19 protein-coding genes are annotated in these 18590 nt (G+C 59.4%); all 19 read left to right on the forward strand.

Features of this window, described 5'->3' with window-relative positions; all coding sequences use genetic code 11:
* The first annotated feature begins 141 nt into the window (after positions 1 to 141).
* The 19 genes from tssA (at position 142) to icmH (ending at position 18579) form a co-directional block, all read left to right on the forward strand.
* Positions 142 to 1698: a type VI secretion system protein TssA gene (gene tssA / locus MO767_RS03805; RefSeq protein WP_282479467.1), complete on the forward strand. Its 1557-nt coding sequence runs from the start codon at positions 142 to 144 to the stop codon at positions 1696 to 1698.
* Between the two features lie 32 nt (positions 1699 to 1730).
* Positions 1731 to 2234, forward strand: a complete 504-nt coding sequence (gene tssB, locus MO767_RS03810; RefSeq protein ID WP_008150078.1) for a type VI secretion system contractile sheath small subunit — start codon at positions 1731 to 1733, stop codon at positions 2232 to 2234.
* A 29-nt stretch (positions 2235 to 2263) separates the two neighbouring features.
* Positions 2264 to 3739 carry a type VI secretion system contractile sheath large subunit gene (tssC, locus tag MO767_RS03815; protein ID WP_282479468.1) on the forward strand — a complete coding sequence of 492 codons (1476 nt, stop codon included), beginning with the start codon at positions 2264 to 2266 and terminating at the stop codon, positions 3737 to 3739.
* Between the two features lie 14 nt (positions 3740 to 3753).
* Entirely contained in the window at positions 3754 to 4161 is a 408-nt protein-coding gene (gene tssE, locus MO767_RS03820) for a type VI secretion system baseplate subunit TssE (protein ID WP_008150080.1), read from the forward strand.
* Between the two features lie 10 nt (positions 4162 to 4171).
* Positions 4172 to 4696 (forward strand): PAAR domain-containing protein, encoded by a 525-nt coding sequence (locus tag MO767_RS03825; RefSeq protein ID WP_282479469.1) that lies wholly within the window; start codon positions 4172 to 4174, stop codon positions 4694 to 4696.
* Positions 4697 to 4757: 61 nt separating this feature from the next.
* Complete coding sequence (locus MO767_RS03830; protein ID WP_282479470.1) at positions 4758 to 5726, forward strand: DUF6402 family protein; 969 nt, start codon at positions 4758 to 4760, stop codon at positions 5724 to 5726.
* Entirely contained in the window at positions 5723 to 6136 is a 414-nt protein-coding gene (locus MO767_RS03835; protein ID WP_129439937.1) for a hypothetical protein, read from the forward strand. Before MO767_RS03830 ends, MO767_RS03835 begins: the two co-directional genes overlap by 4 nt.
* A 65-nt stretch (positions 6137 to 6201) precedes the next feature.
* On the forward strand, positions 6202 to 6552 hold the full coding sequence (locus tag MO767_RS03840; RefSeq protein ID WP_256657718.1) for a hypothetical protein: 351 nt from the start codon (positions 6202 to 6204) through the stop codon (positions 6550 to 6552).
* 2 nt (positions 6553 to 6554) lie between these two features.
* Positions 6555 to 6962, forward strand: a complete 408-nt coding sequence (locus MO767_RS03845; RefSeq protein WP_129439940.1) for a hypothetical protein — start codon at positions 6555 to 6557, stop codon at positions 6960 to 6962.
* A 67-nt stretch (positions 6963 to 7029) separates the two neighbouring features.
* A complete protein-coding gene (locus MO767_RS03850) occupies positions 7030 to 7431 on the forward strand; it encodes a hypothetical protein (RefSeq protein WP_282479471.1) in 402 nt (133 codons plus the stop codon).
* 24 nt (positions 7432 to 7455) lie between these two features.
* A complete protein-coding gene (gene tssF, locus MO767_RS03855; RefSeq protein ID WP_282479472.1) occupies positions 7456 to 9243 on the forward strand; it encodes a type VI secretion system baseplate subunit TssF in 1788 nt (595 codons plus the stop codon).
* On the forward strand, positions 9207 to 10214 hold the full coding sequence (gene tssG, locus MO767_RS03860; RefSeq protein ID WP_033059313.1) for a type VI secretion system baseplate subunit TssG: 1008 nt from the start codon (positions 9207 to 9209) through the stop codon (positions 10212 to 10214). Before tssF ends, tssG begins: the two co-directional genes overlap by 37 nt.
* A 13-nt stretch (positions 10215 to 10227) precedes the next feature.
* Positions 10228 to 12876 carry a type VI secretion system ATPase TssH gene (gene tssH, locus MO767_RS03865; RefSeq protein ID WP_282479473.1) on the forward strand — a complete coding sequence of 883 codons (2649 nt, stop codon included), beginning with the start codon at positions 10228 to 10230 and terminating at the stop codon, positions 12874 to 12876.
* Positions 12877 to 12886: 10 nt separating this feature from the next.
* A complete protein-coding gene (locus tag MO767_RS03870; RefSeq protein WP_129439946.1) occupies positions 12887 to 14410 on the forward strand; it encodes a sigma 54-interacting transcriptional regulator in 1524 nt (507 codons plus the stop codon).
* A 93-nt stretch (positions 14411 to 14503) separates the two neighbouring features.
* The gene (locus MO767_RS03875) at positions 14504 to 14644 is read left to right on the forward strand and encodes a hypothetical protein (RefSeq protein WP_008150087.1); all 141 of its coding nucleotides are present in this window, start codon (positions 14504 to 14506) and stop codon (positions 14642 to 14644) included.
* Positions 14645 to 14661: 17 nt separating this feature from the next.
* A complete protein-coding gene (gene tagH, locus MO767_RS03880) occupies positions 14662 to 15858 on the forward strand; it encodes a type VI secretion system-associated FHA domain protein TagH (RefSeq protein ID WP_282479474.1) in 1197 nt (398 codons plus the stop codon).
* A 5-nt stretch (positions 15859 to 15863) separates the two neighbouring features.
* Positions 15864 to 16364: a type VI secretion system lipoprotein TssJ gene (gene tssJ / locus MO767_RS03885; RefSeq protein WP_134098426.1), complete on the forward strand. Its 501-nt coding sequence runs from the start codon at positions 15864 to 15866 to the stop codon at positions 16362 to 16364.
* Between the two features lie 2 nt (positions 16365 to 16366).
* Positions 16367 to 17698, forward strand: a complete 1332-nt coding sequence (tssK, locus tag MO767_RS03890; protein ID WP_046053871.1) for a type VI secretion system baseplate subunit TssK — start codon at positions 16367 to 16369, stop codon at positions 17696 to 17698.
* Between the two features lie 5 nt (positions 17699 to 17703).
* On the forward strand, positions 17704 to 18579 hold the full coding sequence (gene icmH, locus MO767_RS03895; protein WP_282479475.1) for a type IVB secretion system protein IcmH/DotU: 876 nt from the start codon (positions 17704 to 17706) through the stop codon (positions 18577 to 18579).
* Positions 18580 to 18590: the final 11 nt, after the last annotated feature.

An 18590-nucleotide genomic window follows, 5' to 3' on the forward strand; every position in this document is an offset into this window, starting at 1 on the left:
GGCCATCATCGTGAGTACGATGCGCGCACTTGAAAGAGCACGAACTCAATTGGATGAGACTCATCGCAGCTCTTTGATTCTGTCCCCGCGTCATTGGAACTCCAATGGGCGTATGACTGTAATCCTAATTAAAGGCCATGGATGTCCTACTCAAGCAAACTTTCCGCTCATTACCTCGAACTCGCAAAAACCTCTGTTTCCAAAGAGAATTTCGCGGGCGAGGACGTTCGCTTTTCGAGCGAATATGAGGCATTGGAAAGCGAGCTGGGCAAAGCCCAATCCATGCACGAAAGCGGTCAGATCGACTGGCTGAAAATCCGCGAAAACAGTGAAAACCTGCTGCGCACCCAGTCCAAGGATTTGCGGGTTGGCGCCTGGCTGACCTGGGCTCTGTACCAGCGCGAATCCTTTCAGGGGCTGCTGGCCGGCCTCGGACTTCTGCACCACCTGTGCGAAAACCACTGGGCCGAAGTCCACCCGAACAAGGCCCGCACCCGCTCCGCTGCCATCAGTTGGTTGGTACCGCGTCTTGAGCAGGTGCTGACCGAAAACGTCGCGATCAAAGAGCAGTTGCCGATGTTCCGGCGGCTGGTCGAACACCTTGAAGGTCTCGATGCCGCTTGCACCGAGCATTTGGGGGATGACGCTCCGCTGCTGCTGCCGATTTCCCGCCGCTTGAAAAACATGGTCCAGCGTGCCGCTGACAACCAGCCGGAACCTGGCGTCGTCGGCGCGGCGGTGGCCCAGGTCAAACAGGCTGCCACGCAACTGTTCACCCCCGGCGCACCGATCGATAACGAGAAAGAAGCCCACAAGGCCCTGCGCGCCCAGCAGGAAAACGCCCGTCCGCTGTGTGCCTGGTGGCTCAAGCAGAAAGCCACCGACCTGCGCGCCTTGCGCCTCAATCGCACACTGTTGTGGTTGCCCATCGATGCGGTGCCCGAGCGCAATGCCGAGCAGATCACCGTTCTGCGCGGCTTGCCGGCCGACAAGTTGAAGGCCTACCAAGACCGTTACGACCAGGCCAAATACGCCGATCTGCTGGTGGAACTGGAGGCGAGCCTGGCGAAGGCGCCGTTCTGGTTCGATGGCCAGCGAATGGTTTGGGAGTGCCTCCAGGGGCTCAACGCCGAGATGGCAATGCGCGAAGTGGAGATCCACTTCGCGCTTTTGATTCAGCGCCTGCCCGGCATCATCGAATTGCGATTCCATGACGGCGCCCCGTTTGCCGATCCGGCCACCCGCGCCTGGGTCAGCGCCCACGTCATGCCGCACCTGCAAAGCGCCAGTGCGCCGCGCAAGGTCGAAGTCGCCGACAGCCAGCCGGCCTGGGAAGTGGCCCTGGAAGAAGTCTTGCCGATCCTGCGCAAGGACGGCCTCAAGGCCGCCGTGCAGATCCTCAAGCAAGGCCTGCAAAGCGCCCAAGGCGGACGTGCCCGGTTCTTCTGGCAGTTCGCCCTCGCGCGGCTGTGCTTCAAGGCCAAGAAATACGAACTGGCCAGGACCCAACTCGAAACGCTGGACCAAACATTACAGGACTCAGGCCTGAACGCCTGGGAGCCCGATCTTGCGCTGGAAGTGCTGCATTTACTGCATAGCTGCTGCGAGTTGTTACCGCAGAACCATGCCGTACGTGAACGCAAGGAAGAGATTTATCGCAGGCTGTGCCACCTCGATCTCGAAGTGGTACTCGAATAGGCCCCAGGGCCACAACCGCAAGGAGAATAGCCATGGCCAAAGAAGGCTCGGTAGCCCCCAAGGAACGCATCAACGTCACTTTCAAACCTGCCACCGGTGGTGCTCAGGAAGAGATTGAACTGCCGTTGAAACTACTGGCAATCGGTGACTACACCCACCGCAAGGACGAACGTAAAGTCGAAGATCGCAAGCCGATCAGCATCGACAAGATGACCTTCGACGAAGTGCTGGCCAAGCAAGAGCTGACCCTGACGTTGAACGTGCCGAACCGCCTTCAGGAAGAAGGCAGCACTGAAGAGCTGGGCGTGCAACTGCGCGTCAACTCGATGAAGGACTTCAACCCGGCCAGCCTGGTCGAGCAAGTGCCTGAGCTGAAAAAACTGATGGAACTGCGCGACGCGCTGGTGGCCCTCAAAGGTCCGCTGGGTAACGCGCCTGCGTTCCGCAAAGCCATCGAAGGCGTTCTCGCCGACGACGAATCCCGCGGTCGCGTATTGGGTGAGCTGGGCTTGAACGCCGCAGCCCAGGACGCTTGAGTCCTCCATCAGCCAAGGAAGCCAACACAATGAGCACTAGCGCAGCACAGCAAAAGAGCAAAGAGAACGGCGAATACAGCATTCTCGACAGCATCATCGCCGAAACCCGCCTGACGCCGGACGACGAAGCCTACGACATCGCCAAACGCGGTGTGTCGGCCTTCATCGAAGAGCTGCTCAAGCCGCAGAACAACGGTGAGCCAGTCAAGAAGGCCATGGTTGACCGCATGATCGCCGAGATCGATGCCAAGCTCAGCCGCCAGATGGACGAAATCCTGCACCACCCGTCTTTCCAGTCCCTGGAATCGTCGTGGCGTGGTCTGCAGTTGCTGGTCGACCGCACCAATTTCCGCGAAAACATCAAAATCGAAATCCTCAACGTCTCCAAAGACGACCTGCTGGACGATTTCGAAGATTCGCCGGAAGTGACGCAGTCGGGCCTGTACAAGCACATCTACACCGCTGAATACGGTCAGTTCGGTGGTCAGCCGGTTGGCGCGATCATCGCCAACTACTTCATGTCCCCAAGCTCGCCGGACGTGAAACTGATGCAGTACGTGTCCAGCGTTGCCTGCATGTCGCACGCACCGTTCATTGCAGCGGCCGGCCCGAAATTCTTCGGCCTGGAAAGCTTCACCGGTCTGCCGGACCTGAAGGATCTGAAGGATCACTTCGAAGGCCCGCAATTCGCCAAATGGCAGAGCTTCCGCCAGTCGGAAGACTCCCGCTACGTTGGCCTGACTGTGCCGCGTTTCCTGCTGCGTAACCCGTACGACCCGGAAGAAAACCCGGTCAAATCGTTCGTGTACAAAGAAACCGTCGCCAACAGCCACGAGCACTACCTGTGGGGCAACACCGCCTACGCGTTCGGCACCAAGCTGACCGACAGCTTCGCCAAATTCCGCTGGTGCCCGAACATCATCGGCCCGCAGAGCGGTGGCGCGGTTGAAGACCTGCCGTTGCACCATTTCGAAAGCATGGGCGAAATCGAAACCAAGATTCCTACCGAGGTTCTGGTTAGCGACCGTCGTGAATACGAACTGGCCGAGGAAGGCTTCATCTCCCTGACCATGCGCAAAGGCTCCGACAACGCGGCGTTCTTCTCCGCCAGCTCGGTGCAGAAGCCGAAGTTCTTCGGCATCAGCGCAGAAGGCAAGGCTGCAGAGCTGAACTACAAGCTCGGCACCCAACTGCCGTACATGATGATCGTCAACCGCCTGGCTCACTACTTGAAAGTGCTGCAGCGCGAGCAACTCGGTTCGTGGAAAGAACGTACCGACCTCGAGCTGGAACTCAACAAGTGGATTCGCCAGTACGTGGCCGACCAGGAAAACCCAAGCGCCGAAGTGCGTGGCCGTCGTCCACTGCGCGCTGCCCAGATCATCGTCAGCGATGTCGAAGGCGAGCCTGGCTGGTACCGCGTCAGCCTGAACGTGCGCCCGCACTTCAAGTACATGGGTGCCGATTTCACCCTGTCGCTGGTTGGCAAGCTGGACAAAGAGTAAGCGGAGCCTAACTCATGACTGGATACGGCAGCCTTTTCGAACGCCTGGGTGGCGACGCGGACAAACGCGTCGGCTGGAGCCGCGAGGTTTCCGCCATGGCGTCCGTGGCTGCCCATCTGGCCAAGATGCTCAGCACCCGTGCGGGCAGCGTGCAAACGCTGTCCGATTACGGGTTACCCGATCTCAATGACATGCGTCTGAGCCTGCACGACTCCCTGAGTCAGGCCCGTCTGGCCATCGAAAATTTCATCGAAGCCTACGAGCCACGCCTGAGCAATGTGCGTGTCATTTCCCTGCCGCGTGACCACGATCAGCTTCGCCTGTCCTTCAGCATCGAAGGCCTGCTGGAAGTTGATGGTTTCAAGCGCCAGGTCAGTTTCGCCGCGCGCCTGGATGGCAGCGGTCAAGTCAAGGTCAACTAAGGAGATTCGTATGTCCGGCAAACCCGCAGCCCGCGTATCCGACCCTACCGCTTGCCCGCTCCCCGGCCACGGCACCAACCCGATTGCTGCCGGTTCCGGCGACGTCTTCTTCGACGGCCTCGCGGCCGCCCGCCAAGGCGATGCCTCGGCGTGTGGTGGTGCGATGTCGGGCGGGTTGGCGACGACGGTTTTGATCAACGGCAAACCGGCCGCAACGGTTGATTCCGTTGGGACGCATGGCAACAAGGTTACGGCTGGGTCCGGGACGGTAATTATCGGAAATTCGCATTCGGCGGTGCCGTTTGTGGCGCCGTTGCCGGTGGAGATTCAGTGGCCGTTCAACGAGCATTTTGTAATCAATTGTCAAGAAACCGGTAAGCCGCTCGCCGGGGTGGAATACACGCTTAAAACCGCATCGGGGAAAATCATCAACGGTGTGACGGGGGCGGACGGCAAAACGCAAAAGGTTTTTTCGGCTACTGCCGAGGCGGTTGAGTTGGTCATTGAACCCCAAACCAGAGTTGTACTCGCTTAGTTACTTGCTTTTGAGAGCCAACAACAGTCGGGCACTGGATATCTATCAGAGGGATATGAAAATGGCAGCAACAACAGTGGCAACGACCATGACTCCGGCAAGTAATAAAGTCGGACAGTCTGCGACTGCGCGCCAGTTCAAGATCACTGATATTCCGAACACAATGAAAAAAATAAACTGGCCTGTTGCTGCTGCTCTAATGAACCATTGGCTCATTGGTAAGCCATGGCCAATTGAAGGCGGTGGGATGGATGGTGCGGTAAAACGGCATGAGGTTTTTGCGCCCGCAGAATATATCGAAGAGTCCATCGTTAAAATGAGTTGGGTCACCGGGTTCGAGCGCGCAAAGGCAGCGATCACGCATCTAGGGGCTACCTGGAACAGTCCGCGCGGGATCGATCTGATAAAAAGTAGAATACGTCGAGCATTCTCCGGCAAAGCGCCAGGACAATATCCAGTGGCGTTTAACGGTGTGGCCAGCGCTGCTGAAAGATTTGGTTACTCAAATAATAAAGTAGTCGAATTTGAGCAGGCGGGCTCTGATGAGGTCAACGAACTTCGAGCGGCGCTTGCAAACTTCAATATGCGCGTCATCGCTGAAGGTATGGTCGTTGTGACGGATAAGAACATTGTTTTTATACCTTCCCGGCTAGGCTTTTATATCGAAGACGCCTACGATTTCAATGATGGAACTGTTTTTTATAGTCAGGTTCTGGGTTACTGGAATTTTGATAAGTTAGTCACGGATCCCGTTGAAGGCGCGAAAGCAAACGCGAAATTGGCTGCCGAAATGACCACTGTTATGGCTGAGTCGAAATATCAGGAAACTAGAGGGCAGCAAAGCGCGCAGCAGAAAGGCGAAGCTGTACGTCGATACCGCGAGCTGGAAGGTAAACATTATATGCTCGTACAAAATAGCGACTTTCGAGACTATCGCGACCTCAGTAAAAAGGGTGGCGATTTTCGGGTGTATTCGGACATTCAGTATGAAGGCGTGACCGCAACCCCCATTGAGATATTTACTAGATGAAAACGTTACATAAGTATTTCATAAGCTTGGCCGCCTTGTTGGTCAGCTTGATCATCGCCGTTGCAATCATTTTGGCTGGCATCGTAGGTCGCGCATCGGACGTTTCGAAGAAGAGCCCGTCTGGGCAATATCTTATCGAATCTGTTCCTGCTAGCTCGCTTTTGACTCCTCGGGACTCCGTGTACCTGCGCTTCACTGATTTGAATAATCCTGATCAGGTATACCGAACGCCTCTTTTCTCAGAGTTGGAGCTGGATATGAGCGCTGATGAAGATGAGAAAACCGTGGGTGTTGTTTTCATAACACTTGATAAGTCTAGCAAAAAGTTCAAGTTGGAACTTTCCAGTCCTAGAACGAGCTTGTTGAATATCTTCATCAGCAATACCCCATACAAGGTATTGGAAAACTAATGCTTGGTCTAAGGAAGAGCGATGCTCTGTGCATGTGTACGGATAGAAAACGCCTGTCCCTAACTTTGCTCATCGCATTCCTGAGCTCCATTGGGCTGCTGGCGATTTTGGTTTTGTTTGCAGTGCTGTTGCGTATGGAGCGGTCTGTCGCCCCGACTTTGACTGCTCACCCCAATGCACTTTGGGTGGGTGGCGAGGATGGTGGGGTGTTTGTCGAAATAGCGAAGTCCGAGGCGCCGAATTATTACGTGCAGGTTCGTCATGAGAATGGCGAGATTTGGTCGGAGGGTTGGATTCGCTACGGCACGAAAACGGGTTTTCCTCTGAGTGCCGCCGGTATTACAGGGTTCGACGGCGAACAACTTTATTTACACACCAGCACGACGATTGCGCCTGAAAAGGTAAGGGGCCAGTAATCATGAGCATGATGAGTTTTCAAGCGAAAAATGGGACTGTCCCTAATATTTCTCTGGTTTGTTTGCTTGTCGTCCTGCTGCCGGTTTTAGTCCTTTTTGGATTAAAGCTGCAAAGCTCATGGGTTGCACAGCCAGTAAAAAAATATTGGAGCCCTTCGGCGCAGTGCTATATCGCCAGATATGTTCCGAGCTATCAGGTAGTTGGTGTGGCAGGCCGTATTCTGGAATTGTTTAGCAGTCAGTATTTTTATCGCGTGTATACCAAGGATGGAGAACTGCTCAAGACTTCCAAGTGGTATTTGTGGATGAGAGAGGGCAACGCCGGAGTTGCTCCTGAGTTTCAAGGAGAAATGGTGTTGTACCCCGGTGCAGACGGCTGGGAAAGCTGGATGGTTCCCGAATGTCGTTGAAGTTCGTAAATCAAGAAAACCCTTCTAGGTGGGATCGCCGTTGATCAGCCTAAGTCGTTTCAGATTCTTGAAGATTGCCCTGTGGACACCCGCTGTCGTGTTCGTGGTTCTGTTGTACCTCGATTGGGCAGAGGGATATTCGAGGGTTTCAGGCTGGGAGCAGTTTTTGGCGATTTACGTCCTGACATTTGGCATCCCGGCCTACATCGCCTTTGCCCTGTGGGCAACGCGAGCACTGAACGGAAAAACTGAACAGCAAATTTTGAAAAGTGTGTGGCGCGCACCGCTGACGTTCATCCCTTTTTACGCCGCCCCGTGGGTGATTTATGGGTTGGCCCATGTGCTTTTGGGGAGCCTCGCCGAGTTCCCGATGATGTTTGGCTGGCTGGCTTTTTTACCGTACCTGCTCATCGCAGGCTACGTGGTTGCCGGTCTGACGGTCGCGCTCTACAGGACGTTTTTTTCATGAGATCCAACACCAGGCAGGTAACCCGTGTCCTTTAACCACTACTACCAAAGCGAACTCACCGCACTTCGCCAGTTAGGTCGTCGATTCGCCGAGCGTAGCCCGGCGTTGGCCCCTTTCCTGGGGCAGGCCGGGCGGGATCCGGACGTGGAACGGTTGCTGGAGGGCTTTGCGTTCCTGACCGGGCGCCTGCGCCAGAAGCTTGATGACGAGTTGCCGGAGCTCAGCCATTCGCTGATGCACCTGCTCTGGCCCAACTACATGCGCCCGCTGCCGGCGTTCAGCATTTTGCAGTTCGACCCGTTGAAGCGTTCGGGTCCTGCGTTGATGGTCGAGCGTGACACTCCAATTGAGAGCGTGCCGACCGATGACGTGCGTTGCCGTTTCCGCACCTGCTACCCGACGGAAGTCTTGCCGCTGGATCTGGCCGCGCTGACGTACTCGGTGAAGGGCGACGGTTCGCTGTTGAGCCTGCGTCTGGAGATGAGCGCTGACGGTCACCTCGGTGAGCTGGAGCTGAGCCGTCTGCGTCTGCACTTCGCCGGTGAGCGCTACATCAGCCAGATGCTCTATCTGAGCCTGTTGCGCAACCTGGAAGGCATCGAGCTGATCCCGCTGGACGGCGCCGGCAAGCCCATCAATGGCGTCAACGGCACGCCAATGGCATTCAAGATGCCCGGCGACCGCGTGCAGCCGGTGGGCTTTGCCGAAGAAGAGGCGTTGATCCCGTATCCGCTGAACACCTTCCGTGGCTACCGCTACCTGCAGGAATACTTCGCCTTCCAGGACAAATTCCTGTTTGTCGATATCAACGGCCTGGACCTGCTCAAGACCCTGCCGGAAGACACGCTCAAGCAGATGCGCGGCCTGGAATTGCGCTTCGATATTCGCAAGAGCGGTATCCAGCGCCTGCGTCCAACGCTGGACAACGTGAAGCTCTACTGCACGCCGATCGTCAACCTGTTCAAGCACGATGCATTGCCGATCCGCCTCGACGGCAAGCAGGACGAATACCTGCTGCTGCCAGCCGAATACGACCTGCAAAACTGCGGTGTGTTTTCGGTGGAAACCGTCACCGGCTGGAAGCCCGGCGGCCTCGGTTATCAGGAGTACGTGCCGTTCGAATCGTTCGAGCACGACCCGAGTTTTGACGTGCCCAACAGCCGTCCGCATTACAGCATTCGCCAACGTTCGTCCTCGTTGCACGACGGCCTCGACACTTACCTGAGCTTCGGCATTCGCCACACCGAAGCGCACGAAACCCTGTCGATCGAGCTGATGTGCACCAACCAGAACCTGCCGCGCAAGCTCAAGCTCGGCGACATCTGCATGGCTTGCGAAGAGACGCCGGAGTTCCTCAGTTTCCGCAACATCACCCCGGCCACGCCCAGTTATGCGCCGCCGCTGAACCGTGACTTCCTCTGGAAGCTGATCAGCAACATGTCGCTTAACTATCTGTCGCTGGCCGACGTCAATGCGTTGAAGGTGATTCTCGAAACCTACGACCTGCCGCGTTATTACGACCAACACGCTGAAAAAGTCAGCAAGCGCCTGCTGGGCGGCCTCAAATCGATCAAACACCAACACGTCGACCGCTTGCACCGAGGGTTGCCGGTACGCGGGTTGCGCACCGAGCTGACCATCGACCCGGAAGGGTATATCGGCGAGGGCGACCTGTTCGTTTTCGCTTCGGTTCTTAACGAGTTTTTCGCGCTCTACGCCAGTCTCAATTCGTATCACGAGCTGCGGGTAAAAAGCACACAGGGAGAGGTGTACCAATGGACACCACGTATGGGTCTGCAACCCCTGCTTTAAGCGGGCTGACCCGGGTAATACGCGAGTACTCGCTGTTTCAGGCCGTGCTGCTGGTGGTTGACCGGCTGCGCGAGGCGCACCCGTACCTGAGCGAAGACGATCTGTATGACCAGCTGGAATTTCAGGCCAACCCGAGCCTGGGTTTCCCCGGCAGTGACGTCGATCGCGTGGAGTTTTTCGAAGAGCACGGGCAGATGCGCGCGCGTCTGCGTTTCAACCTGATCGGCCTGGTCGGTTCCGGTTCGCCACTGCCGGCGTTCTACGGCGAACAGGCGCTGGGCGATAGCGAAGACGGCAACCCGACCCGCAATTTCCTCGACCTGTTTCACCATCGTCTGCAAAGGCTGATGCTGCCGATCTGGAAAAAATACCGCTACCGCGCAAGCTTCCAGAGCGGCGCCCTCGACCCGTTTTCTTCGCAACTGTTTGCGTTGATCGGCCTCGGTGGCGAAGAGATCCGCCGGGCCCAGGAACTGAACTGGAAACGCCTGCTGCCGTACCTCGGCTTGCTCAGCTTGCGGGCGCATTCGGCGGCGCTGATCGAGGCGGTGCTGCGTTACTACTTCAAACACGCCGAACTGACCATCGAGCAGTGCATCGAGCGTCGCGTCGAAATCCTCGACGAGCAGCGCAATCGCTTGGGCCGCGCCAACAGCCTGCTTGGCGAAGACCTGGTGCTGGGCGAACACGTGCGCGACCGCAGCGGCAAATTCCGCATCCACATCCGCGAACTCGACTGGCAACGCTTCCACGAATTCCTGCCGATTGGTTTCGGCTACCAGCCGCTCTGCGCGCTGGTGCGCTTCACCTTGCGTGACCCGCTCGACTACGACATTCGCCTGGTGCTGCGCCAGGAAGAAATCCGCGAACTGCGCATCGGTGAGCAGAACGCCTGTCGCCTGGGATGGACCAGTTGGCTGGGCCGCGAAAAAGCGGACGGCGTGGTGACCCTGGGCAGCAAAATTCATTAAGGACGTGAGACCTATGATCAACGTAGACCTGCAACAACTTATCCAGGCGCTGGACGCCGAAACCCGTCGTGACCTGGAAAGTTCGGCCGAACGCTGCGTCGCCCGTGGCGGCAGCAAGATCCTCCTCGAAGACTTGCTACTGGGCTTGCTGGAGCGCCCGCAAGGCCTGCTCGTACGCGCGCTGCAAGACGCCGAAGTGGATGCCGGCGAGCTGAGCGCCGCGTTGCAATCGCGGGTCGAGCACAGCGCTTCGCGCAACCCGGTGTTCGCCCCGGAACTGGTGCAGTGGCTGCAAGATGCGTTGCTGGTGGCCAACCTTGAACTGGGTCAGAGCCAGGTCGAACAAGCCGCGTTGATCCTCGCGCTGTTGCGCAACCCGATGCGCTACGCCGGCAGCCGCTACCAGTCGTTGCTGGCCAAGCTGAACATCGAGCGCCTGAAAGAATTCGCCCTGTCGCAGAAAGAACAACCGGCCACGGGCAAACCGGCCGTGCCCGGCGAATCACTGCTGGAACGCTTCACCCACAACCTGACCCAACAGGCCCGCGACGGCAAACTCGACCCGGTGTTGTGCCGCGATGGCGCGATCCGGCAGATGGTCGACATCCTTGCCCGTCGCCGCAAAAACAACCCGATTGTGGTCGGTGAAGCCGGCGTCGGTAAAACCGCCATTGTTGAAGGTCTGGCCTCGCGTATTGCTGCTGGTGAAGTGCCGCAAGTTTTGAAAGGCGTTGAGTTGCTGTCGCTGGACATGGGCCTGTTGCAGGCCGGCGCCAGCGTCAAAGGTGAATTCGAACGTCGCCTCAAAGGCGTGATCGACGAAGTCAAAGCCTCGCCGAAACCGATCATCATCTTCATCGACGAAGCCCACACGCTGATCGGCGCAGGCGGCAATGCCGGCGGTTCCGACGCGGCCAACCTGCTCAAGCCAGCCTTGGCCCGTGGCGAGTTGCGCACCATCGCCGCCACCACCTGGGCGGAGTACAAGAAGTACTTCGAAAAAGACCCGGCCCTGGCCCGTCGTTTCCAACCGGTGCAACTGCACGAACCGACCGTCAGCGAAGCGGTGACCATTCTCCGTGGCCTGGCTCAGGTGTACGAGAAGAGCCACGGCATCTACCTGCGCGACGACGCGGTGGTTGCGGCGGCCGAGTTGTCTGCTCGCTATCTCGCGGGCCGTCAGCTGCCGGACAAAGCCGTCGACGTGCTCGACACCGCGTGCGCCCGCGTGCGCATCAGCCTCGCCGCCGCGCCGGAAAGCCTTGAACGCCTGCGTGGTGAACTGGCTGAAGGTGGCCGTCAGCGTCAGGCCCTGCGCCGTGATGCCGAGGCTGGTCTGCTGATCGATCACGAAGCGCTCGACGCGTTGGAAGATCGCCTGGCTGCCGCCGAAGACGAAATGGTCGCGCTGGAAACCCTATGGACCGAGCAGAAAGAACTGGCCGAGCGCCTGCTGGACCTGCGTCAGCAACTGGCCAAGGCCCGCGAAGCTGCCGCCGTCGAACCCACCGTCACGGTTGAAGAAGATGCCGAAGGCAGCGTAATCGAAACGCTCCCGGTGGACGAAGCGCACAGCGTCGAAACGCTGGAAGCCGCACTCAACGAAACGCACAAAGCGCTGACCGAGCTTCAGGTCAAAGAACGTCTGGTGAGTTTTGAAGTTTGCCCGCGCTTGGTGGCTGAGGTGATCAGCGCCTGGACCGGTGTGCCATTGGCCCAACTGGCCCGTGAGCACAACGCCAAGGTCGCGAGCTTCGCCACCGACTTGCGCACCCGCATCCGTGGTCAGGAACAAGCCGTTCACGCACTGGACCGCTCGATGCGCGCCACCGCTGCCGGCCTGAACAAACCTGATGCGCCGGTCGGCGTGTTCCTGCTGGTCGGCCCGAGCGGCGTCGGCAAGACCGAAACCGCGCTGGCCCTGGCGGACTTGCTGTACGGCGGTGATCGTTTCATCACCACCATCAACATGTCCGAGTTCCAGGAGAAACACACCGTCTCGCGCCTGATCGGTGCACCGCCGGGCTACGTCGGTTACGGCGAGGGCGGCATGCTCACCGAAGCCGTGCGGCAGAAGCCGTACTCCGTCGTCCTGCTCGACGAAGTCGAAAAGGCTGATCCGGACGTGCTCAACCTGTTCTACCAAATCTTCGACAAAGGCGTGGCCAACGACGGCGAAGGGCGCGAGATCGATTTCCGCAACACGCTGATCCTGATGACCTCGAACCTGGGCAGCGACCGCATCGCCGAGCTCTGTGAAAACGGCGCGCGGCCATCGGCCGAAGTACTCGAAGAAACCATTCGCCCGGTCCTCAGCAAACACTTCAAACCGGCGCTGCTGGCGCGCATGCGTGTGGTGCCTTACTACCCGGTGGGTGGCCCGGTGCTGCGCGAGCTGATCGAAATCAAACTCGGCCGTTTGGGCGAACGCCTGAACCGTCGTCAGCTGGATTTCACGTACTCCCAGGACCTCGTCGATCACTTGGCCGAACGCTGCACCCAAAGCGACAGTGGCGCGCGCCTGATCGACCATTTGCTGGACCTGCACGTGCTGCCGCTGGTGGCCGACCGCTTGCTCGATGCGATGGCCACGGGCGAAAGCCTCAAGCGTGTCCACGCGACGCTCGACGGCAACGCCAGCGTGACGTGCGAGTTCGCCTGAGGTGGGTGTGATGTTCACTCAAGTGCCGCAACCGCTGGTCTATGCCGAAGCCTTGCTGGCGCAATTCGCCAGCCTGTCGCGGGCGGCGGACGGTGCTGCGCTGCTGGGTGACTTCGTGCGCGGCTTGGCCGAGCTCAGCGGTTGCGAGTTGACGCAGCTGTACCTGCTGGACGCGACTCACACGTGCCTGGGGATGAACGCCGAATGCCTGAACGGCATCCTGCAACCCCGGGAATCGGCGAGCCTGCCGGCGGATTACAACGGTGAGCAACTGCTGCAATTCGCCCTGTGCCAGAACCGCGTGGTGTGCCTGAGCGAGTTGAGCGGCAGCCTGCACGAAACCAGTTTCCTGCCGCCTCAGGCCATGCCTTGGCAGTCGCTGTTGTGCGTGCCGCTGGTCAATCAACAGAAAGCCGTCGAAGGCTTGCTGCTGTGCGCCAGTCGCCGACACATCGACCTGCAAGGCTTTGCCGATTCCCTCGGGCAACTCGGTTCGTTCGTGCTTGGCCAACTGCATTTGCTGCAACGTTTGCGTCAGCCGACCGGTGATACACGGCTGCCGGCGAAAATCAGCGTCCCGAGCGCCAGCGGTTACGGTTTGATCGGCAAGAGTTCGGCCATGCGCCAGACCTATTCGCTGATCAGCAAAGTCCTGCACAGCCCGTATACCGTGCTGCTGCGCGGCGAAACCGGCACCGGCAAGGAAGTGGTGGCGCGGGCGATTCACGATTGCGGCCCGCGCCGTTCCCAGGCGTTCATCGTGCAGAACTGCGCGGCGTTCCCCGAGAACCTGTTGGAAAGCGAACTGTTCGGCTACCGCAAAGGTGCCTTCACCGGTGCAGATCGCGACCGTGCCGGGCTGTTCGACGCGGCCAACGGCGGCACCTTGCTGCTCGATGAAATCGGCGACATGCCGTTGTCCCTGCAAGCCAAGCTGTTGCGGGTGTTGCAGGAAGGCGAGATTCGTCCGCTGGGTTCCAACGACACCCACAAGATCGACGTGCGCATCATCGCCGCGACTCACCGGGATTTGTCGGTGTTGGTCAGCGAAGGAAAATTCCGCGAGGACTTGTACTACCGCCTCGCGCAATTTCCGATCGAGTTGCCGGCCCTGCGTCAGCGCGAAGGCGACATCCTCGACCTGGCCCGGCACTTCGCCGACAAGGCGTGCTCGTTCTTGCAGCGCGATGCGGTGTGCTGGTCCGATGCGGCGCTGGATCACCTGTCCGGTTACGCTTTCCCCGGCAACGTGCGTGAACTCAAAGGCCTGGTCGAACGCGCGGTGCTGCTGTGCGAGGGAGGCGAGTTACTGGCCGAGCATTTCTCCCTGCGCATGGAAGCCATGCCGGAAGACAGCAGCGGTCTGAACCTGCGCGAACGCCTGGAGCAAGTCGAACGCAGTCTGTTGCTCGATTGCCTGCGCAAAAACGACGGCAACCAGACCCTCGCCGCCCGCGAGCTCGGGCTGCCACGCCGCACGCTGCTGTACCGCCTCGGGCGCCTGAATATCAACCTGGGTGATTTCGATGGCTAGGCAACAGACCGTCGACTTCACCACATCCGCTTCTTACAGCGCCGCCCAAACGGGTCGGCGCTTTGTACTTTGTCTACCCCTGGAGACCCTCTGATGTCTGTTCGTCACTGGCAAGCCGTCCTGCTGACCCTCGTCGTTCTATGCGGCCTCGGCGGCTGTAGCGGCAATTACAAATACAACGACAACACCTATCGCCCATTGGGTGATCCGCAGGCGGTCAATCGCGGCAAGTGACCGCAAGGAGTATCACCATGGAACTGGTTTTCGAAATGCTGAACACCAAGCAGTTCGTGCCCACGGATTTGTGCCAGAAGACCTTTAAACAGGCCGGTGGCGTGATCGGTCGGGGTGAGGATTGCGACTGGATCATCCCGGACCGCAAGCGTCACCTGTCCAACCACCACGCGTTGATCAGCTACCGCGAAGGCACGTTTTTCCTGACCGATACCAGCAGCAACGGTATCCAGGACAGCGAAAGCGGCGCACGCCTGCGCAAGGGCGAAGCGATGCGCATCGAGCACGGCAGTGTCTACGTGCTGGGTGACTTCGAGATCCGTGCGCGGCTGGTGCGCGACCCGGCAACCTTCGCCGTTGAAGTCGGCCGTCCGCAAGCGGCGGGCAGCATCATTCCTGATGACGCGTTTCTCGATCTCGACCCGCTCAATGCCCTCGATCAGCAAGAGCGTGTGTATTCGGAAATCGACGAACTGATCTCCCCGAGTACGACGATCGAGGACACCCGTCAGCGCGCCGACTATGCGCGCATCGACATGGAAAGCCTGATGGTGCCGGAGCTGATCAACGCTCCCGCCGAGCCAGCGCCCGCGCCACCGCCCAAAGCGGTCGAGCGTCAGAGCGAAGGTTTCTGGGAGCACTTCGGTGCGGCGTTGGGCGTGGACCTCAAAGGCCTCGACCACGACGCCCGCGAAGCGCTGGCGCTGAACGCTGCACGCCTGCTCAAGCAAAGCGTCGGCGGTTTGCAGCAGAGCCTGCGCACCCGCAGCGAACTGAAAAACGAACTGCGTCTGGCCCAGACCACCGTGCAAGGCACCCAAAAGAACCCGCTCAAATTTGCCGTCGATGCCGGCGAAGCGTTGGGCATTTTGTTGCAGCCGAACAAGCCGGGCCAATTGCCGGCCGAGCAGGCGATCTCCCGTGCGTTCCGCGATTTGCAGGCGCATCAGGTGGCCTTGCTGACCGCTAGCCGCGCTGCCGTTCGCGGCACGCTGGAGCACTTCTCGCCACAGCAATTGACCCTGCGTTTCGAGCGCGACAACAAGCCGTTGCTCGCCACGTCCGGCAGTCGCTGGAGAGCTTACGGTCGTTATCACCAGGCCCTGCGTCAGGACGATGACTGGAGCGAGCGCTTGCTGGCCCGCGACTTCGCTCAGGCCTACGAAGAACAGATTCGCCTGATTTCCACCCTTCACACCGACCACCAAGGATGATGCGCATGTCTCGCTGCTCGACCGCTTTTTTCAAGACGCTGACGGCGCTCGCGGCCCTGGTGCTGCTGGCCGGTTGCTCGTCGCTGTCGCCGTATTCCCACGTCACCAAGCTCAACCTGAAACTGACCGCCAGCGATCAGTTGAACCCGGACCTCAACGGGCGTCCCTCGCCGATCGTTGTGCGTCTGTTCGAGCTCAAGCATCCGGTGACGTTCGAGAACGCTGACTTCTTCAGCCTGTACGAGCGCGCCAAGGAATCCCTGGCCCCGGACCTGGTGGCCAGCGAAGAAATTGAACTGCGCCCAGGTGAAACCGTGGAGATGAAACTCAGCGTGGAGGAGGGCAGTCGCTACGTCGGCATCCTCGCCGCCTACCGCGATCTGCCGGAAACCAAATGGCGCTACACGGTGCAAGTCACCCCGGTGGAAGTCACCGACGCTGATCTGACCCTCGACCAGGCTGGTATTCGCAACAGCAACGAAACGCTCGCCAAGGCGGATGACTGATCATGAATTCCCATAAAGTGATTTGGCAGGAAGGTATGCTGCTGCGCCCGCAGCACTTCCAGCACAACGATCGCTATTACGACCACCAGATGAAGACCCGCACGCAGTTGCTGGGCAGCTACACCTGGGGCTTCCTGAACCTGGACATCGACTTGCAGTTCCTCAACATGGGCAAACTGGTGATCAGCCAGGCCTCGGGGATTCTGCCGGACGGCAGCCTGTTCGAACTCGGCGGCAACACCGAGCCGCTGGCCCTCGACGTGCCGCCGAACACCGGTCATACGCCGATCTACCTGGCGCTGCCACTGGTCACCGGAAACCACATCGAGTCGCGTCGTCCGGAACAATCCGACGTGCTGGCGCGCTACACCGCGTACGAAGCGGAAGTCGCCGACTCCAACGCCGGCGACGATTCCGCCAGCCAGGTCAGCTGTGGCCGCCCGGACTTCAAACTGTTGCTCGGCGAGCAGCAGAGCGATCAGGCCTACGTGAAACTGAAGATCTGCGAAGTGCTCGATACCACGCCCGACGGCGTGATCAGCCTCGACCCGGACTTCGTGCCTACCTACATTCAGGCGCATTCGTCCAGCTACCTGCTGTCGTGCCTGAAAGAAGTGATCAGCATGCTCGGCCACCGGGGCGACACCATCGCCGAGCGCATCCGCTCGAACGGCAAAGTCGGTGGCGCGGAAGTCGGCGACTTCATGATGCTGCAACTGATCAACCGCACCGAACTGCTGCTGCGCCACTACCTCGGCCTGGAGCAGGTTCACCCGGAAGAGTTGTACCGCACGCTGCTGACCATGCTCGGCGACTTGGCTACGTTTTCCAGCGACAGCAAACGCCCGCGTCTGGACAGCCGTTACCAGCACAGCGACCAGGGCGCGAGCTTCCGCAAACTGATGGAAGCGATTCGTCAGGTGCTGTCGATGGTGCTCGAACAGCACGCCATCGAATTGGTGCTGCAAGCACGTCAGTACGGGATCATTGTCTCGCCGTTGCACGACCACAAACTGCTGGGCTCGGCCTCGTTCGTGCTCGCCGCCAGTGCCAACTGCGACTCCGAAGAACTGCGCCATCGCTTGCCGGCGCACCTCAAGGTCGGCCCGGTGGAGCGCATCCGCCAACTGGTCAACCTGCATCTGCCGGGCATCAAGGTCAAACCGTTGCCGGTGGCCCCGCGGCAGATCGCGTTCCACTCCAACAAAACCTATTTCATTCTCGAACTCAGTTCCGAAGACCTGGCACAACTCGAGCGCTCCGGCGGTTTCGCGTTCCACGTGTCCGGCGAATTTGCCGAGCTTGAACTGAAATTCTGGGCCATCAGGAACTGACCGACATGATCAAGGACATGGAACACAACCAGGACGATAAAACCGTCCTGCTCGACCGCCAGGGCCACGGCCCTGCTTCGAGCCCGCTGACAGATTTCGCCGCACCGCCGCGTATTGAACAGCTGGAAGAACGGATGATTTATGCCGCGCGCCTGCGCCCGGCCGAAGCCTTCAACATCAGCCTCAATTCGTTGGTCGCAGGCGCCTCCGACTTGTTGTCGGAAGTGGTGCGCCTCAAGCACAGCGACACCCGCGAAGACATGTACGCGCTCAACGAGCGACTGACCGCCGGGCTGAAACTGTTCGAAGTGCGGGCGCTGCACAACGGCGCCGAAAGCAGCCAGGTGATGGCCGCCCGTTACGTGCTCTGCACCGTGGTCGACGAAGCCGTCGTGACCACGCCGTGGGGCAACGAAAGCGAGTGGTCGCAGATGAGCCTGCTCAGCAGCTTCCACAACGAAACCTTCGGCGGCGAGAAGTTCTTCCAACTGCTGGATCGCCTGTCGAAAAACCCGGTCAAGCACCTGCCGATGCTGGAGCTGATGTACCTGTGCCTGTCGCTGGGCTTCGAAGGCAAGTACCGCGTGCAAGCCCGCGGCATGCTCGAGCTCGAAGGCATCCGCGACGCCTTGTATCGCCAGATTCGTCAGTTGCGCGGCGACGTGCCTCGCGAACTGTCGCCCCATTGGGAAGGCTTGAACGATCAGCGCCGCAGCCTGGTGCGCATCGTGCCGGCGTGGATGGTGGTGCTGTTCACCGTGGTTTGTCTGGTGGTGATGTATTCGGGTTTTGCCTGGGTATTGGGCGAGCAACGCGAAACCGTTCTGCAACCTTATCAGCAGCTAGATCCGGCCGCGGTCCAGCCGCAGTCGCAGCCGTAAACAGGGACGTG

Source organism: Pseudomonas sp. UYIF39 (genome assembly GCF_029963765.1).
In the GTDB taxonomy this organism is placed as follows: domain Bacteria; phylum Pseudomonadota; class Gammaproteobacteria; order Pseudomonadales; family Pseudomonadaceae; genus Aquipseudomonas.

What these genes read in the sequence shown, in the direction of transcription:
- tssK (WP_046053871.1), top strand. Translation starts at nt 16,367, where the DNA reads ATGAATTCCCATAAAGTGATTTGGCAGGAAGGTATGCTGCTGCGCCCG.
- MO767_RS03835 (WP_129439937.1), top strand. Translation starts at nt 5,723, where the DNA reads ATGAAAACGTTACATAAGTATTTCATAAGCTTGGCCGCCTTGTTGGTC.
- icmH (WP_282479475.1), top strand. Translation starts at nt 17,704, where the DNA reads ATGATCAAGGACATGGAACACAACCAGGACGATAAAACCGTCCTGCTC.
- MO767_RS03870 (WP_129439946.1), top strand. Translation starts at nt 12,887, where the DNA reads ATGTTCACTCAAGTGCCGCAACCGCTGGTCTATGCCGAAGCCTTGCTG.
- MO767_RS03825 (WP_282479469.1), top strand. Translation starts at nt 4,172, where the DNA reads ATGTCCGGCAAACCCGCAGCCCGCGTATCCGACCCTACCGCTTGCCCG.
- MO767_RS03875 (WP_008150087.1), top strand. Translation starts at nt 14,504, where the DNA reads ATGTCTGTTCGTCACTGGCAAGCCGTCCTGCTGACCCTCGTCGTTCTA.
- tssA (WP_282479467.1), top strand. Translation starts at nt 142, where the DNA reads ATGTCCTACTCAAGCAAACTTTCCGCTCATTACCTCGAACTCGCAAAA.
- tssH (WP_282479473.1), top strand. Translation starts at nt 10,228, where the DNA reads ATGATCAACGTAGACCTGCAACAACTTATCCAGGCGCTGGACGCCGAA.
- MO767_RS03845 (WP_129439940.1), top strand. Translation starts at nt 6,555, where the DNA reads ATGAGCATGATGAGTTTTCAAGCGAAAAATGGGACTGTCCCTAATATT.
- tagH (WP_282479474.1), top strand. Translation starts at nt 14,662, where the DNA reads ATGGAACTGGTTTTCGAAATGCTGAACACCAAGCAGTTCGTGCCCACG.
- tssE (WP_008150080.1), top strand. Translation starts at nt 3,754, where the DNA reads ATGACTGGATACGGCAGCCTTTTCGAACGCCTGGGTGGCGACGCGGAC.
- tssC (WP_282479468.1), top strand. Translation starts at nt 2,264, where the DNA reads ATGAGCACTAGCGCAGCACAGCAAAAGAGCAAAGAGAACGGCGAATAC.
- tssB (WP_008150078.1), top strand. Translation starts at nt 1,731, where the DNA reads ATGGCCAAAGAAGGCTCGGTAGCCCCCAAGGAACGCATCAACGTCACT.
- tssJ (WP_134098426.1), top strand. Translation starts at nt 15,864, where the DNA reads ATGTCTCGCTGCTCGACCGCTTTTTTCAAGACGCTGACGGCGCTCGCG.
- MO767_RS03830 (WP_282479470.1), top strand. Translation starts at nt 4,758, where the DNA reads ATGGCAGCAACAACAGTGGCAACGACCATGACTCCGGCAAGTAATAAA.
- tssG (WP_033059313.1), top strand. Translation starts at nt 9,207, where the DNA reads ATGGACACCACGTATGGGTCTGCAACCCCTGCTTTAAGCGGGCTGACC.